Source organism: Streptomyces sp. A18, from assembly GCF_059026065.1.
In genome coordinates, this window is the sequence record NZ_JBWLKL010000002.1 from 269,741 (window position 1) to 284,997 (window position 15,257).

At 70.5% G+C, this 15,257-nt stretch carries 13 protein-coding genes; 5 read left to right on the forward strand and 8 right to left on the reverse strand.

Going from position 1 to position 15,257, the window contains the following annotated elements; translation table 11 throughout:
* Positions 1-44: 44 nt before the first annotated feature.
* Positions 45-956 carry a LysR family transcriptional regulator gene (locus AC5P1C_RS04010; protein ID WP_493864247.1) on the reverse strand — a complete coding sequence of 304 codons (912 nt, stop codon included), beginning with the start codon at positions 954-956 and terminating at the stop codon, positions 45-47.
* Positions 957-1,155: 199 nt separating this feature from the next.
* On the opposite strand from AC5P1C_RS04010, the gene AC5P1C_RS04015 reads away from it, so the two are divergent.
* The gene (locus tag AC5P1C_RS04015; RefSeq protein ID WP_493864248.1) at positions 1,156-2,442 is read left to right on the forward strand and encodes an SGNH/GDSL hydrolase family protein; all 1,287 of its coding nucleotides are present in this window, start codon (positions 1,156-1,158) and stop codon (positions 2,440-2,442) included.
* 3 nt (positions 2,443-2,445) lie between these two features.
* On the opposite strand, the gene AC5P1C_RS04020 is transcribed toward AC5P1C_RS04015, so the two are convergent.
* The 5 genes from AC5P1C_RS04020 to AC5P1C_RS04040 all read right to left on the reverse strand — a co-directional run bounded on the left by AC5P1C_RS04020 (position 2,446) and on the right by AC5P1C_RS04040 (position 8,424).
* A complete protein-coding gene (locus tag AC5P1C_RS04020; protein WP_493864249.1) occupies positions 2,446-4,419 on the reverse strand; it encodes an FUSC family protein in 1,974 nt (657 codons plus the stop codon).
* A gap of 88 nt (positions 4,420-4,507) precedes the next feature.
* Entirely contained in the window at positions 4,508-5,542 is a 1,035-nt protein-coding gene (locus tag AC5P1C_RS04025; RefSeq protein ID WP_493864250.1) for an endonuclease/exonuclease/phosphatase family protein, read from the reverse strand.
* A 90-nt stretch (positions 5,543-5,632) separates the two neighbouring features.
* The gene (locus AC5P1C_RS04030; RefSeq protein WP_493864251.1) at positions 5,633-6,511 is read right to left on the reverse strand and encodes a hypothetical protein; all 879 of its coding nucleotides are present in this window, start codon (positions 6,509-6,511) and stop codon (positions 5,633-5,635) included.
* A 66-nt stretch (positions 6,512-6,577) separates the two neighbouring features.
* A complete protein-coding gene (locus tag AC5P1C_RS04035; RefSeq protein ID WP_493864252.1) occupies positions 6,578-7,429 on the reverse strand; it encodes an ABC transporter permease in 852 nt (283 codons plus the stop codon).
* Complete coding sequence (locus AC5P1C_RS04040) at positions 7,426-8,424, reverse strand: ATP-binding cassette domain-containing protein (RefSeq protein ID WP_493864253.1); 999 nt, start codon at positions 8,422-8,424, stop codon at positions 7,426-7,428. The genes AC5P1C_RS04035 and AC5P1C_RS04040 overlap by 4 nt, the downstream gene beginning before the upstream one ends.
* Positions 8,425-8,555: 131 nt before the next feature.
* Between AC5P1C_RS04040 and AC5P1C_RS04045 the strand changes: the two genes are divergently transcribed.
* Positions 8,556-8,996: an SH3 domain-containing protein gene (locus AC5P1C_RS04045; protein WP_493864254.1), complete on the forward strand. Its 441-nt coding sequence runs from the start codon at positions 8,556-8,558 to the stop codon at positions 8,994-8,996.
* Positions 8,997-9,094: 98 nt separating this feature from the next.
* Positions 9,095-9,490, forward strand: a complete 396-nt coding sequence (locus AC5P1C_RS04050) for a hypothetical protein (protein ID WP_493864255.1) — start codon at positions 9,095-9,097, stop codon at positions 9,488-9,490.
* Between the two features lie 91 nt (positions 9,491-9,581).
* On the opposite strand, the gene snpA is transcribed toward AC5P1C_RS04050, so the two are convergent.
* Positions 9,582-10,262 carry a snapalysin gene (gene snpA / locus AC5P1C_RS04055; RefSeq protein ID WP_493864256.1) on the reverse strand — a complete coding sequence of 227 codons (681 nt, stop codon included), beginning with the start codon at positions 10,260-10,262 and terminating at the stop codon, positions 9,582-9,584.
* Positions 10,263-10,493: 231 nt separating this feature from the next.
* On the opposite strand from snpA, the gene AC5P1C_RS04060 reads away from it, so the two are divergent.
* Both AC5P1C_RS04060 and AC5P1C_RS04065 read left to right on the forward strand, forming a co-directional pair.
* Positions 10,494-11,432 carry a LysR family transcriptional regulator gene (locus AC5P1C_RS04060; protein WP_493864257.1) on the forward strand — a complete coding sequence of 313 codons (939 nt, stop codon included), beginning with the start codon at positions 10,494-10,496 and terminating at the stop codon, positions 11,430-11,432.
* Between the two features lie 217 nt (positions 11,433-11,649).
* Positions 11,650-12,858 carry a hypothetical protein gene (locus AC5P1C_RS04065; RefSeq protein ID WP_493864258.1) on the forward strand — a complete coding sequence of 403 codons (1,209 nt, stop codon included), beginning with the start codon at positions 11,650-11,652 and terminating at the stop codon, positions 12,856-12,858.
* Between the two features lie 151 nt (positions 12,859-13,009).
* On the opposite strand, the gene AC5P1C_RS04070 is transcribed toward AC5P1C_RS04065, so the two are convergent.
* On the reverse strand, positions 13,010-15,106 hold the full coding sequence (locus AC5P1C_RS04070; RefSeq protein WP_493864259.1) for a PhoX family protein: 2,097 nt from the start codon (positions 15,104-15,106) through the stop codon (positions 13,010-13,012).
* Positions 15,107-15,257: the final 151 nt, after the last annotated feature.

The window sequence follows — 15,257 nt, forward strand, 5'->3', positions numbered from 1 at the left end:
GACCGCCGCGCACGAGGCCACGGCGGCTCGCTGCCGCACCGTGCCTAGAACGCCGCGGGCCCGCCGTTCGCCGCGACCGTGTCGCGCACGGCGTGCACGAAGGCCTCCAGGCGCGGGGTGCCGGCGGCGGCCGTGCGCCAGATCAGCGCGACGTCGGCGGACGGCACGTCGTGCAGGGGGATGAAGACGATGTCCGGCCGCGAGTAGTACTTCTCCACGGACGCGACGACCGGCGACACCCCCTGCCCCGTGGCGACCAGCGTCATCAGCTCCTGGAATCCGGCGACGGACGTGCCGCGGCGGATCGGGAGGCCGCTGGGGGTGCGGGGCGGGACGTGGAAGTCCCACCAGTAGGCGGGCGCGCCGTTCACGACGCCGAAGAAGGTCTCGCCCGCGAGCTCTTCGAGGGAGACGCTGTCGCGCTCGGCGAGGCGGTGGCGCAACGGCACGGCGAGCATGCGGGGTTCGTTGATGACGACGGGCCCGACGGTGAGGTCCGGCTCCTCGACGGGCAGGCAGGTGAACAGGACGTCGGCCTCGCCGCCGCGGAGCGCGCCGAGCGGGTCACCGAACTGGGTCTCGCGCATCCGGACCTCGCAGCGTGGGCAGCGGGCGCGGAAGGTCTCCAGGATGGCGGAGGTGAGTGAGCCGGCGCCCGACCCGAGGAAGGCGACGTTGAGCTCGCCCTCGACGCCGCGCGCCATGTCCATGGCTCGGGTGAGGGCGGCCTCCATCCGTACGTGGAGCGGCGCGAGGTCGTCGTACAACTGCCGCCCCAGCGGGGACATTTCCACCCTGCGGCTGGTGCGCTCGAAGAGGGGGGCGCCGATCTTGCGCTCCAGGCGCTTCACGGTCTGGCTGACGCGGGCCTGGGAGAGGAGGAGGCGCTCGGCGGTGCGGCCGAAGTGGAGTTCCTCGGCGAGGGTCAGGAAGGTCTCCAGTTCCTGGCGTTCCATGGGGTGGGCCACCTCGTCTGCGTCTGGCGTCTGCCGTGACCTGCTTCTGGCCTGCATCTGACCTGCATCTATAAGTCTGAGCGTGCCGATCGTTTCACGGATTGGCGTTGATCGGGGGGTGATGGGGGCGGATCTTGGAGGAGTCCGGTCAACGGACGACCTCTCGACTCCTCAACTCCTCAACTCCCGGGAGAATCCCATGCTTTCGCGTACTCGTACGTCTGTTGTCGCCGCCGCTGTCGCGCTCTCCCTGACGGCAGGTCTCGGTCTCGCCGTGACCGGGGCGCACGCCTCCGGCTCGAAGTCCGGGCCGGCCTGGACCGCCGCCTGGGCCGCGTCGCCGCAGCGCGCCAGTACGGGCTTCAAGCCCAACTGGTCGGAGGACGGCTTCTCCGGCCAGACCCTGCGGCAGGTCGTCCGCGTCACCGAGGGCGGCGACAGAGCCCGTATCCGGCTCTCCAACGCGTACGGGACGTCGCCGCTGCACATCGCGGGGGCTTCCATCGCGCGTACGAAGAAGGGGGCGTCGGTCGAGGAGGGATCGGTGCGGCGCCTGACGTTCGAGGGGAGGCGTTCGGTGGAGATCCCGGCGCACGGGCAGCTTTCGAGCGATGCGGCGGGGCTTGACCTGAAGCGATTCGAGTCGGTCACCGTGACGCTGTACCTCGCGGGTACGACGGGGCCCGCGACGTTCCACGCGCAGTCGTTCGCGACGAGTTTCCGGGCGGACGGGGAGCATGTCGGGGACACGGGGGCGGGGGCGTTCGGTGAGTCGACGGAGTCCTGGTACTTCCTGTCGGGGGTGGACGTCTCCGCGTCGGGTGGCGGAGGAGAGAGGCCGCGTCGCGGGAGGGGTGGTGTCGTTCTCTTCGGTGACTCCATCACCGACGGCTTCGCCTCCTCCACCGACCTCAACCGCCGCTGGTCCGACGCACTCGCCGAGCGCCTCGCCAAGGCGGGGACGCCGCGGCCGGTCCTGAACGCGGGGATCGGCGGCAATCTCGTCCTCAATGACTCGGCCTGGTACGGGGAGAGGGGGACTGCTCGCTTCGGGCGGGACGCGTTGGATCTGCCGGGCGTGGAGACGGTGATCGTTCTGGAGGGGCTGAACGACATCGGTTTCAGCGAGAGCGATACGCCTACGTACAAGCCCGCTCCCGAGGTGAGTGCTGCTGAACTCATCGCTGGGCACCGGAAGTTGATCCGGGCCGCGAAGGGAGAGGGAGTACGGGTCGTGGGGGCCACGTTGCTGCCGTTGGGGGGTTCTGATCATTACGGGGAGCGGGCGGCCAAGGTGAGTGACGAGTTCAACGAGTGGGTGCGGACGTCGGGGGAGTACGACTCGTACGTGGACTTCGACCGGGCCCTCGCGGATCCCTCGGACGGGGAGCGGATCGCTCCGCAGTACGACAGTGGGGATCACCTGCATCCGAATGACGCCGGGTATCGGGCGATGGCCCGTGCGGTGGACCTGGAAGGGATTTAGGCCCTACCCCCTCGGCGAGGCAATCGCGCGCGCCGCCACCACCTCCTGGCGGAGCGGTTCCAGGACGCTGGCCTGGGGGGCCGTGAAGGATGTCGGGACCTCCTCCAGGGTCTCGGAGTCGCGCAAGCCGTCCGCGAGCTCACGGAGTTGGCGCGCCACCTCCCCCACCTCCGTGAGCGTCGGCTCCGGCGCCCCATGGCGGATCCGCACCGCCGCGGCGGTAGTCGCGTCCACGATCCGCTCCACGGCGATCACCAGCGGCCACCACGCTGCCGCCCGCGCCCCCATCGGCGGCGGCTCCGTCAACGCACGCTGGAACTCCGTCCGGACCACGGACAGGTCCCGGTACAAGCCGCGCCGCATCCGCGCCCGCTCGGCCGCGTCCACCACCGTGCCGAACGCACTCTCGACGTACGACGCCGTGTCGGCGACCGCGTCCGCCAACCGGTCGCCGATCCTCGTGTGCCAGCTCTCCGGCCACAGCAAGTAGCCCGCCACCAGCGCGATCGCGCAGCCGATCAGGCTGTCGACCAGGCGTGGCACGACGAGGCCGAAGCCCTGGTGGTTCAGGACGTCCGACAGGAGCAGGATCACCGGGGTGATCGCGGCCGTCTGGTAGCCGTAGCCGCGCGGCGTGAGTGCTGGGATCAGGGATGCCAGGGCCAGCATTACCGGTACGTCCCACCAGCCCCGCGGTACCTGGGACAACACCGCTGCCGCCACCACAAGACCCGCCGCCGTCCCCAGCGCCCGCAGCACCGCCCGTGAGAACACCGAGCCGAAGTCCGGCTTCAGGACGAACGTGACCGTCAGCGCCACCCAGTACGAGCGCGGCACCTCGATCAGTGACACCAGCGACTGCGCGATGCCGATGCAGAGCGCCAGGCGCAGGCCGTACCGCCAGGACGCGCTCGACAGGATCACGTTGCGGGCCGCTCTGCGGGCCCGTACTCGCAGGGCCGCCGGGCGGCCCAGGCCGTCGGCGGCGTTCTTGGTGTGCACGACGCCGTGCGGGTCCGCGTCGTTGAGGAGCTCGGCCACGTGGCGCAGGGCGTGGTCCACCGTGTCGGCCGAGGGGTCGAGGGGGTCGGGCAGCCGGGGGGCCGGGACCTCCGCGTCGCCGGGCGAAGCCACCTCATCCGCAAGGCGCCGCACCTCCGCGGGGAACTCCGGCGGCATCGGCACCCCGCACTGATGCGCCGCGGGCGCGGCCTCGACCACCGGCGTGATCGCGTTCAACTGGGCGATCAGGCGCACCAGATCGGGGTTGCGGCCGTGCGCGCGGGTGCGCCGGGCGAGGACGAGGTCGTACGCCTTGTTGAGCGAGGCCGTCACCGCGGCCCGCGCCTCGTCGTACCGCTCGGTGCCCGCCGCTTCGAGCAGCTCGGCCACGCTGCGGTACGTCGCCGCGACCGCGGCCCGCTCCGGGATGCCCGACCGCAGCGGCCAGGCGAGCAGCGCGAGAGCGAGGATCAGGAGGCCGCCGCTCGTCATCAGGACGGGGGCCAGCCACCAGTCCCCCGGCATCGGAAGCCCCGCCCCCACCACGGAGTTGAGCAGCAGGAGCAGACCGGAGACGGACGCCACCGCGCCGATCGTCGACATCATCCCGGAGACGAGGGCCACCAGCGTGACCACCCCGACCGCCACCCAGCCGTGCCCGAAGACGAGCGAGCCGATGGTGACGCCGAGCGCGCCGAAGAGCTGCGGGATCGCGATGTTGAAGATCCGCATGCGGTACGCGTCCGCCGTGTCGCCGATGACTCCCGACAGAGCGCCCATCGAAGCGAGCGCGCCGTACGCGGGCTGCCCTGCCGCGAGACCGATGAGGAGCGGCAGCGTCATGCCGACGGACGCGCGCGCCACCGCCGCCCAAGGGATCGGCGCCGTCTGCGGTTCGAGTGTCCTGACCAGCCAGGGAGGTGGGGCGAGGACGCTCAGAGGGCCCGGTGGTGCAGGTGACTCACGGCGGCGCATGTGGCCATTATGACCGCCCCCTTCGCCGCTTCTACTGCTGCTTCGGCCCGTCTGACCTGCCTTTACCCGGTCATCGGTGCTACCGGTGCTACCGGTCCTGCTTGTGCAGCGTCAGGTCCACCACCAGCGTCCGGTGGTCCGTGTCGCCGATGTCCAGGAACCTGGCGTCGGCCGCCGAGAAGTCCGGGGTCGCCAGTACGTGGTCGATCTGCGTGCCCAGCGGCGACATCAAGTCGGCGGGCCAACTGGCCGTGCGGGCCGAGCCGGAGAGGGCCGCGGCGTCGCGCAGGCCGCCGGTGTCCAGGATGTCGCGGAAGGCCGCGTGGTCCTGGGTGGCGTTGAAGTCGCCCGCGATGATCGTGGACCGGTCCGCGCGCTTGCCCTTGACGGCGTAGTCACGGAGTTCGGCGAGTTCGGAACGCCAGGTGCCGAGCTGCTTGGGCAGCGGCGGCAAGGGGTGGGCGAGCTGGACGCGGACCTGGTGGCCGGCCTTGAGTTCGGCCACGGCACCGGGCATGCCGAGCGTGCCCGGGACGCCGCTCGCCTTGTGCAGCGGCAGCTTGCTGACGATCACCGAGCCCTCGGCGCCGCTCGCCTCGCTCGCGGTGCGGTAGGGGTAGTCGGCGCGGGGCAGTTCGTCGCGCAGGGTGTCCGAGCAGGCGTAGTCGCACTCCGGCACGAAGACGAGGTCGGGTTTCTCCTTCCGGACCGCCTCGATCAGGCCCTCGGTGGCCTGGCCGAACTGCACGTTCGACACCATGACGCGCAGTTCGGCCACCGCCGGACCTTTGGGGGCGTCCGCCGTGCCGTACGGCTCAAGGAACCAGGCGACGCCGCCGAGCGCGACGACTCCCCAGACGAGGCCGATCCGCCAGCGGGCGAGCGCCGCGAGGAGGAGGGCGGCGATGGCGGGGGCCAGGAGCCAGGGCAGGAACGCGAGGATCTGCGGGACGGGGGTGGGGCCGTCGGAGTCTGCGGTGCGGAAGGCGAGGATGGTCGTGACGCCTGCCAGGAGGAGGGCCGCCAGCCAGGCGGAGGGGCGGTGCCGGGGCCTCCGTTGCCTTGCGTGCGGCTCTGGCCAGTCCCCCTGCGGGACCGTCTCAGCTGCCGTTGCGCTGTCCAAGGACCGGCCTCTCCGTCTGGTGGGATCTCGAATCCTCCCTGAGAGACGGCTGGAGGTGGGGAAAGGGTTGCATTTCCCCGATCCCGCTCCTCAAACTCCCCCGGACTCCGTCCGGGGGGACCCCTGGGGGCTGGACCCGCCGGCCGATCTGCGGCGCCGAAGCAGCCACACGGCAAGCGCGACCGCCAGGCCCACCCCGAGAATCACCCACGCCGCCACACTCAGCGAGAGCGTCAACGCGTCGTACACCGCCCCCGCCGCCTCCCGCGACACGTCCTTCGGGAGGTCGTCCAGGGTCAGGCCCCGGCCCACCATGACCGCGATGCCGAGGACCGCCCCGGCCAGGGCCGCCCCCAGGGACGTGGCGATGATCGCCCGGCGGCGGCGTACCGCCAGGAGGATGCCTGCCACGGCGAGGAGCACCGCCGCCGCCGGGAGCCAGAGGCCTGCCACCTGGAGCATGTGGAATCCTTTTCCGAAGGGGCCTAGGTCCGACGACTCCATGAGCGTCACCTCGGTGTGCCTGACGGGGATGCCGTCCGCGAACGGCACGTCGTCCTCGGCCAGTTGGCGCTTGACCTGCTCGGTGATCGGCGCGAGGTCGATGGTGACCGCGCCGCCGTCGGAGCGGTCGCTGAGCGCGTCCTGCACCGCGTCGTGCGCCGCGCGGTTCGCCGTGTTCCAGGCCGTCCTGAACGCCTTCGTCTCGCTGAAGGACAGCACCGCCTCCCGTACGAACGATTCGACGGTGCCCTGCAGCGGGCCCACGTCGATCTCCTTCATCACCGAGTCGGTGACCGCTCCGGCCACCGCGTCCCGCACATCGGGGTCGGAGGCCAGCGGCGCCATCGTCGCGACGTACTGATCGGCGTCCTCGATCTCGTACTTCGCCCACGTGGAGAGAGCGCCGAGCGGCACGAGGAGGACGGCGATGACCAGGAGGACGGCGGACAGCGGGCGTCTGAGCACGCCCCCAGCAGAAGTCCCGGCCACGCCGTGCGCGACCGGGACGAGTGCATACGGGGCAAGCACCTCCTACTTGCGGTTGTAGAGCCGCATCGTCACCGGGCCGAACACCGCCACGAGCAGCACCGCCCAGCCGAGGGCCCAGACCAGCGACGAGCCCGGTGACGTACCCGCCATCAGATCGCGGACGGCGGAGGCGACATGGGTGACCGGGTTGTTGTTCACGAACGCCTGCAGCCAGCCCGGCATCGTCTCGGGCTTCACGAAGATGTCGCTGAGGAACGTCAGTGGGAAGAGCACCATCATGCTGACGCCCATCACCGACTTCTCCGTGCGCAGCAGCAGACCGAACATCGTCCACACCCACGAGAAGGCGAAGGAGAAGACCAGGAGCAGGAGCACTCCGGCGATGACCCCGAGGACGCCGCCGTCCGGGCGGAAGCCGATGATCATGCCGACGGCCAGCATGACCAGGGACGCGATCAAGTACCGCAGGGCGTCGCCGAGCAGGTAGCCGACCATCACCGAGGGGCGCCAGATCGGCAGCGTACGGAAGCGGTCGAAGACGCCCTTCTCGATGTCGATGTTGACCGAGACGCCTGTGTACATCGTGATCATGACGACGGACATCACGAGGATGCCCGGCAGCAGGTACTGGATGTACTCGCCCGGCGAACCGGCGAGCGCGCCCCCGAAGAGGTACGTGTACATCAGCACCATCATGATCGGGAACGCCGTCACGTCGAACAGCTGCTCCGGCACATGCTTGATCTTGAGCATGGCCCGCCAGCCGAACGTGAGGGACGCGGAGACCGCGCTGGGGCGCTGCGGCCGTTCACCGGCGATGAGCAGTTCGGCCAGGGACTCGGTGCTTACGGGCGCCAGGTCCTGGGCCTCGGATGTGGTGGTCGCGGTGCTCATGCCTGTGCCTCTTTCTCCGCCATGTCCGTCGCGTGATGGGGGGTGCCCGTCAGGGCAAGGAACACCTCGTCCAGGCTGGGCTGGCCCAGGGAGAAGTTGTCCACGGTGATCCCGGCGCGGGCCAGTTCGGCCAGGGCGCGGGACGCCTTCTCGGCGGCGCCCGTGCCGTTCGCCCCGCCGTTGCCGACGCAGGCGGTGAGGGCTACCGGGTCGGGCTCCAGCTGGACCTCCGCGTCGACCGCGATCCGCAGCACGTCCGCCGCGTCATCCCGCTGTGCCGCGTCCCGCAGCCGTACGTGCACCGAGCCCGCGCCGACCGACGCCTTCAGCTCGCCCTTGGTGCCCTCGGCGATGACCTTGCCGTCGTCGATGACGGCGATGCGGGACGCGAGGTGGTCGGCCTCGTCCAGATACTGCGTGGTCAGCAGGACCGTCGTGCCGTGCGCGACGACCGCGCGGACGATGTCCCAGACCTGGTTGCGGCTGCGCGGGTCGAGGCCCGTCGTCGGCTCGTCGAGGAAGAGCAGGTCGGGGGTGTTGAGGATGGACGCCGCGATGTCGATGCGGCGGCGCATGCCGCCCGAGTAGTTCTTCACCTGACGGGCGGAGGCGTCGCTCAGGCCGAAGGCCTCCAGGAGCTGCTCCGCCCTGCTGTACGCCGCCTTCTTGCCGTGCCCCGTGAGGCGGGCCAGGAGGACGAGGTTCTCGGTGCCCGTCAGGTCCTCGTCGACCGAGGCGTACTGCCCGGTGAGGCTGACCCTGCTGCGTACGGCGTCGGCCTCGCGCACGACGTCGTGGCCGAAGACGTGGGCGTCACCGCCGTCGGGGCGCAACAGGGTGGCGAGCATTTTCACGGTGGTGGTCTTGCCGGCGCCGTTCGGGCCGAGCAGGCCGTAGACCGTGCCGGCGGGGATGGTGAGGTCCACGCCGTCGACGGCGCGGTTGTCGCCGAAGGTCTTCACCAGGCCCGCGGTCTCGATGGCCACGCTGTTCATGTCGTACGCCCTCTCCACGTCAGTGGTCGTCCGTTACGAAGGCAGACCGCCCCCGCGGCTGAAACTCATCGTCCGGTGGAGCACTAGCCCGAACGGGTGTTTGCTGGAGGAGGGGAAAGAGGAGGTCGATCATGCGGACCACTCCGGCCCTGAGAACCACTCCGGCCACTCTGGGAACCCTCGCCACCGCGCTCCTGACCGCGGGTGCGCTGTCCCTCGGAGGTGCTTCTCCAGCGTCCGCCGCCGCACCACCGGCGCACCACCCGAACGTGATCTGGGGGACGATCGTCGCCCCCGTCGACCTGAAGATCCGGGACATGCCGTCCACCGGTGCCACCATCGTCGCGAAGCTGCCCGCGCAGAGCCAGGACCGCGTCGAGTGCGTGACGCAGGGTACGAGCGTCTGGGGCGACACGCACTGGTACTGGCTGGGCGGGGTACAGGGCTGGGCGAGCGCCGCGTACGTCGACGTCGGCGGGCAGCACGTGCCGAGCTGCGCGACCGCGGACCCGTGCCAGGAGTACAAGCCGTGCTGGAACACGTGTGAGGGCGGCTACAACCGATACCACTGAAGCCGCCGAGTTGCCGGTCGAGGCGGGCGGGTGTGCCCTGGATATGGGGCGGGCGCGTGCGGCGCCGGCCCGGGGCGAACGTGACTGGAGGAACCGTCATGGCTCACGCGGCACCCACTTCACACGCACCACAGCTGCGGGCCCCCGGCTCCGCCACCACCAGGTTCGGCATCGCGGCCGTGGTCATCGGCCTCGTGTTCGGCATCGTGGTGGCCCAGCGCGCCGCCGGCTCGGTCGCCGACGGCAACGCGTGGCTCGGCATCGTCTCCGGTGTCGTCTTCGCCGCGCTCTTCATGGGTGTGCACAGGGCGGCACCCCGGCTGCCGCGCGAGCTGCGCGCGGCGGCGTGGGCGAGCTTCGCCGGGATCGCGTTCGGCTTCGTCTACAGCCAGGGCATGCCGGGTCCGAGCGTCCTGCGGTCCACGATCATGGCCATCGGCATCGCCGCGGGCGTGTTCGCGGTGACGTTCTACCGCTACTACACGCGCGAGTGACCGGTCCCCGGCTTCTCCCCTGAACACCACTGTGCCCATCGGCGTCGAGCGCGCCGATGGGCACAGTGGTCGAGCGGCCTCAGCCGACCGTTCAGCCGACCTTCTCCAGTCTGTCCAGCTTGTCCAGCGCCTTCGCGAGACCGTTGGCCCACAGCTCGTTCACCCGGGCGCGCTCGTTCGCGTCCGGCTGCGCGTTCGTGCACGACGTGCCCGGACCGCCGCCGGACATCAACTCACTGCACGGGCCTTCGTAGTGGTCCGGAAGACCGAGGACGTGACCCGTCTCGTGCGCCGTCACACGGGTCGAGTCGTACTGCTGGTTCTGCGCGTAGTCCAGGAAGATGTACCCGTTGCCGTGGCCGTCCGTGCTCGCGTACGAACCACGCGGGTCGTTCCCCTCGCGGTACTCGAAGCTCGCACCGCCACTCCCCTCCTGGAGCTTCACGTTGGACACCGCGCTGTTCCAGATCGACGTACTGCTGGATATCTGCTGCGCGAAGGTGGGGGCACCGGAGGCGTCGTACACCACCGTGACCTGCTTCGCGCCGGGGTTGGCAGCGCGCTTCTCGGCGACCGACTTCAGGACGGCCTCGAAGAACGCCTTGTTGGCCGCGGCTTCCTCGCCGGAGCCCGCGTACTTGGCGTACGCGGCGGCGGGGGACGGCGACGCGGTGGGGGTCGCTGCCGTCGCCGACGTCGTGCCGAGGCCGGCGGCGGCAAGGCCGAAGACGGCCGCGACGGACAGGTAACGCTTGTTCATGCGGGGGTTCATGTGGGGGGCTCCCTACTCGTTCGGTGAAAGGTGAACGGTTCGGTACCGGGAGTGTCGGGGAGCCAGAGGCGTCTGGGGATGATGGCAAGTGGCGATAGCGCCGGGCTATCGCCCGCCCGTCGCCCGTCCCGCGCCGACTGCGCACAAGACTGTGCCCGTGCCCAACTCAGGCGGTTCCCGTGGGGTTTGTGAGTCTGGTGCGGCGACGCCCGCCGCTCTACGCTCACAGCCATGGAGCTCGAGGTGAGGCACCTCCGCGCGCTGTGCGCCATCGCCGACACCGGCAGCCTGCACAAGGCGGCTCGTCAACTCGGCATGAGCCAGCCCTCGTTGACGACCCAGCTGCGCCGCATCGAGCAGGAGATCGGCGGCCAGCTCTTCGCCCGCGAGCGCACCGGCTGCCGCCCGACCCCGCTCGGCCGCGTCGCCCTCAGCCGCGCACGCCCCCTCGTCAGCGAGATGCGGGCGCTGATCAGCGAGACCAAGGCGGCAGCCGCCCGCGCCTCCGAGGGCCCGCAGCTGCGCATCGGCTCCACCGCAAGCCGCGCCATACCGGGCTGGCTGCGGCGGCTGCGGGTCCGCCTGCCCGCCACCGAGACCTCGCTCCAGATGGACGTCTCCGCGAACGCGCTGCTCCGTATGGTCGCGGGCGGTCAGCTCGACGTGGCCTTCGTGCACGAGGTGGAGGGCAGTCCGCTGCGGATGCCGGAGGGGCTGCGGCGGCGCGTACTGGTCGAGCGGGAGCCGCAGTTCGTCTTCCTCGCGGCCGACCATCCGGCGGCGGCGCGGCCCGTCGTCCACCTCGCCGACCTCGCCGACGACCGGTGGATGGTGGACCCGACGGTGGACGGCGAGTGGGACGGCCTGATCCGGGTACTTCGCGCGGCCGGCATCAACCCCCGTGTCCTGCACGGCGATTACCTCACCGCGTCCTCCCTCGTCGCCAGCGGCGAGGTCGTCACCGTCTGCCAGCCGACCTCGCGCGCGAGACCCGACATGGCGGTCCGGCCGCTGCACGGCGACCCGCTCGGCGTGCGGCTGCTCGTGGCGGCCCGTACGGAGAAGGAGCTCGACGCGGTGTACGGGGACCTGGAGGCCTCGTACTGGGAGGCGGCGCGCCAGGCGCCCACCTACGGGGAGTGGCTCGCGGGGCGGGCGACGGCGGCGTGACCTAGGTCCTCACCAACCGGTGACCTTTGACCTGCCCGCCTCTGACCACCCCTGACCTGCATTTTTGTCCGCTTTACGGTTCTGCGTCACCGTATGCGGCTGGTTGTTACGTTCTCTACGGATGACGCACACACAGCGCCCGTAGCTTCATGTCTGTCGCCACCGCAAAGAGGCACAAAGACGGACAGTTCGTTCGACCAGTCGCAAGGGATCCGCTATGCGCGCCACCCGCCGTACCTTCCGCAACGCCGCCATCGCCACCGGCGTGATCACCGCTCTCGCCGCCCCGACGACGGCGGCCTTCGCCGCCGACGCGCCGTCGAACCCGCAGGGCCAGGTCGCACCTGGCGACCAGACGGACCCAGGGGACCAGGGTCAGACGCCGGAGCCCGGGGACCAGGACCGGACGCCGGAGCCCGGGGACCAGGACCAGACGCCGGAGCCCGGGGACCAGGACCAGACGCCGGAGCCCGGCAGTTGGGAGTCGAAGGGCACCACGGACCTCGGCAAGGGCTGGTCGGCCGAGGTCGAGGTCAACGCGTCCGCACGCACCGCCAAGGCCACGATCTCCCTCGACGGCGCCGCCAAGGGCTCGCTCACCGCGTACGAGAACTCCGCGAGCACCAGCATCGACGGCAGCACCTTCACGCTGACGCCGGACGGCACGGTCACCGCCAAGCTCGTGGACAAGGACAAGGACAAGCCCGTCCCCGGCGGCTGGGTCTCCAAGGGCACCACCGACCTCGGCAAGGGCTGGTCCGCGAAGGTCGACGTGAACGCTTCGGCCCGCAGCGCCAAGGCCGCCATCTCCCACGACGGCACCGCCAAGGGCTCCCTGGAGGCGTACATCAAGCCGTCGAGCACCAAGATCGACGGCAGTACCTTCACGCTCTCCGCCGACGGCACCATCACCAGGACGGGCGGCAAGCCGACCCCGCCGAAGCCGCAGCCCAAGCCCACGCCCGACCACAAGCGCACCCTGGTCCACCAGTACACGAACCTCGGCGGCACCGGCTTCGACGCGAAGGTCTACAAGACCAAGAGCGGCTACGAGGCCGACATGATCGCCAAGGCTCCCGACACCGGCAAGAAGATCGTCTGGGACACCCTCAAGCAGTCGGGCAGCAAGCCCGCGTACGGGCAGCACAACGGCGCGCACTTCGTGCTCGCCCCGGACGGCACCATGAAGGGCTGGACCGAGGGCAAGAAGGCGCAGCCGCAGACGAAGCCGCACACGCAGACGCCGACGAAGCCGAAGAACGGCACCTCCCAGGTCGTCCCCAAGGGCGGCGTCAAGGCCGGCGCCGACGGCATGACCCCGGCAGGCGAGAGCGCGCCGCTGATGGCGGCCGGTGGCGGCATGGCGGCGCTCGGCGCGGCGGGCCTCGGCTTCGCGATGTACCGGCGCAAGCAGCAGAACAACTGACCCAGCGGGCGCGGAAGTACGGCCGACCACGACGGTGGGGCACCCCCTTGGGGGGGTGCCCCACCGTCGTCGTACTGCCGTCGTACTGCCGTCGTACTGCCGTCGTACTGCCGTCGTGCCGCCTATGTACTGCCTACGTACGTACCGCTGCTCAGACGCCGATGTCGCTGCCGTCCTTGCGCCACACGGACACGACCGACGGGCGGACGATCTTGCCGGGACCGTCGGGCCACGCGCTCGCGGGCTTCTCGACGGACGCGCCGTCGATCTCGCCCGGGTGCTGCACGGAGACGAGCACGCGGTTGTCCTGGATGATCGGGCCGCAGGTCTCCGCGCCGTTCGGCATGGTCAGGAACTGCTTGAGCTCACCGCGCCGCTCCCCCTTGGTCGCGACTCCGAACAGGCCGTCGTGCGAGCCGAGTTGGTTGCCGTCCGTCGAGAGCCACAGGTTGCCGTGCGGGTCGAAGGCGACGTTGTCCGGGCAGGAGATCGGGCTGACCTTCTCCTTCGGGAAGCCCGCGAAGTACGTGGCCGGGTCCTCGGGGTCGCCCGCGACGAGGAAGAGCGACCAGGCGAAGGTGGTCGACTCGGCCCGGTTGCGGCGCTCGGTCAGCTCAAGGACCTGCCCGTGCTTGTTCAGGTTGCGCGGGTTGGCTTCGTCGGCACCGGCCTTGCCCGCCTTGCCGCGGTCGGAGTTGTTCGTGAGCGCGACGTAGACCTTGCCGGTGTGCGGCGACGGCTCGACGTCCTCGGGACGGTCCATCTTCGTCGCGCCGACCTTGTCACCGGCCTGGCGCGTGAAGACGTACACCTCTTCGGCGCTCATGCCGTCGACGTGCGAGACGGCGTGGCCCTTGGGGCCCGCGGTGGCGAGCGGGATCCAGACGCCGCTGCCGTCGAACTCGCCGTCGGCGGGGAGCTTTCCGGTGCCGTCGATGTCGGCGGCCGGAGAGTCGCCGGTCAGCTTGGCGACGTACAGGGTGCCCTCGTCGAGGAGCGTGAGGTTGTGCTCGTGCGCGGCCCGCGACTTCCCCTTGGCGACGCGCTTGCTGCTGACGAACTTGTAGAAGTAGTCGAACTTCTCGTCGTCGCCCATGTAGACCACCGGGCGGCCGTCGTGCGTGAGGCGCGGCTGCGCGGCCTCGTGCTTGAAGCGGCCGAGCGCGGTGCGCTTGCGCGGGGTCGATTCGGGGTCGTACGGGTCGAGCTCGACGACCCAGCCGAAGCGGTTGGCCTCGTTGGGCTCCTTGACCAGATCGAAGCGGTCGTCGAACCGCTCCCACTTGCGCTCGGACGCGGCGCCGATGACGCCGTAGCGCTTGAGGCGCGCGGCGGCGGTGGGGTCGGTGACCTTCTCCGCGTTGGCGAAGTACTGGTTGAAGTTCTCCTCGCCGTGCAGGGTCGTGCCCCACGGGGTGGTGCCACCCGCGCAGTTGTTGAGCGTGCCGAGGACCTTGGTGCCGCGCGGGTCCGCCTTCGTACGGACGTACTCGCTGCCCGCGGCGGGTCCGGTGAGCCTGAACTCGCTGGTGGTGGTGAGGCGGCGGTTGAGCTGGTGACGGCTGACGGCGGTCAGCTTCCCGCTCCTGCGCTCCTCCTCGACGACCACGACGGAGAGGCCGTGCGCGGCCCAGGCGATCTCGACCTGCTCGCGGGTGGGGTTCTCGGCGTCGTATCCCTTGAACATCAGGATCTCGTCGGTGTACTCGTGGTTGGCCACGAGGACCTGACGCCCGCGCTCGCGGTGCAGCGGCAGGAGGCTCAGGAAGTCGTTGTTGTAGCCGAACTGGCCCGCCTGTGCCTTCGCTGTCTGCTTGTCCGCGTCGAAGGCGGGGGCGCCGCGGAGGATGGGCTCGCCCCAGCGGATGACGACGTTCTGGGCGTAGCCGTCGGGGATCGTGACGGAGTCGGTGGTGTTGGGCGCGACGGGCGTGAAGCGAAGACCGCGCGCCCCCTTTTTGCTCTTGTGCGACGAAGATTTCCCGGCCACGGGGGCGGCTTGAGCCTCCGGGGCTGCGGGGCCCGCGACGACGGCGCCGCCCGCCGCGGTCGCCACGGTCACGACCGCGGCGGCGCGCATCATCGAGCGGCGGCTGAGCGCGCCGGCTATGACGTCGCCGACGTATTCGTTGTCGCTGGTGTTGGGCACCTCGTGGAAGCAGGCATCACCACACCGGAACCGGCAGGTCATGGCGGAACGGCCGCCGCTCCCCTGGTGCGAGGTGATGATCGGCAGCAGCTTGCGCACGGTTCCTCCGTTGTGTGGGCGTGTGCCACGTGTCTCTGCGTGGCTTGATTCCGCCGGAACGCTAGGCGCGGAGGTCGGCAGGGCGACGGCCTGAGAGTGAACGGGAGGTGAACCGGGAGCGCACATAGGGCAGTTGGGCTGCGGACATGCT

Excerpts from the sequence above, each read along its gene's own strand:
- AC5P1C_RS04045 (WP_493864254.1), top strand. The coding sequence starts at position 8,556 with ATGCGGACCACTCCGGCCCTGAGAACCACTCCGGCCACTCTGGGAACC.
- AC5P1C_RS04050 (WP_493864255.1), top strand. The coding sequence starts at position 9,095 with ATGGCTCACGCGGCACCCACTTCACACGCACCACAGCTGCGGGCCCCC.
- AC5P1C_RS04010 (WP_493864247.1), bottom strand. The coding sequence starts at position 956 with ATGGAACGCCAGGAACTGGAGACCTTCCTGACCCTCGCCGAGGAACTC.
- AC5P1C_RS04015 (WP_493864248.1), top strand. The coding sequence starts at position 1,156 with ATGCTTTCGCGTACTCGTACGTCTGTTGTCGCCGCCGCTGTCGCGCTC.
- AC5P1C_RS04040 (WP_493864253.1), bottom strand. The coding sequence starts at position 8,424 with ATGAACAGCGTGGCCATCGAGACCGCGGGCCTGGTGAAGACCTTCGGC.
- AC5P1C_RS04060 (WP_493864257.1), top strand. The coding sequence starts at position 10,494 with ATGGAGCTCGAGGTGAGGCACCTCCGCGCGCTGTGCGCCATCGCCGAC.
- snpA (WP_493864256.1), bottom strand. The coding sequence starts at position 10,262 with ATGAACCCCCGCATGAACAAGCGTTACCTGTCCGTCGCGGCCGTCTTC.
- AC5P1C_RS04035 (WP_493864252.1), bottom strand. The coding sequence starts at position 7,429 with ATGAGCACCGCGACCACCACATCCGAGGCCCAGGACCTGGCGCCCGTA.
- AC5P1C_RS04065 (WP_493864258.1), top strand. The coding sequence starts at position 11,650 with ATGCGCGCCACCCGCCGTACCTTCCGCAACGCCGCCATCGCCACCGGC.
- AC5P1C_RS04020 (WP_493864249.1), bottom strand. The coding sequence starts at position 4,419 with ATGCGCCGCCGTGAGTCACCTGCACCACCGGGCCCTCTGAGCGTCCTC.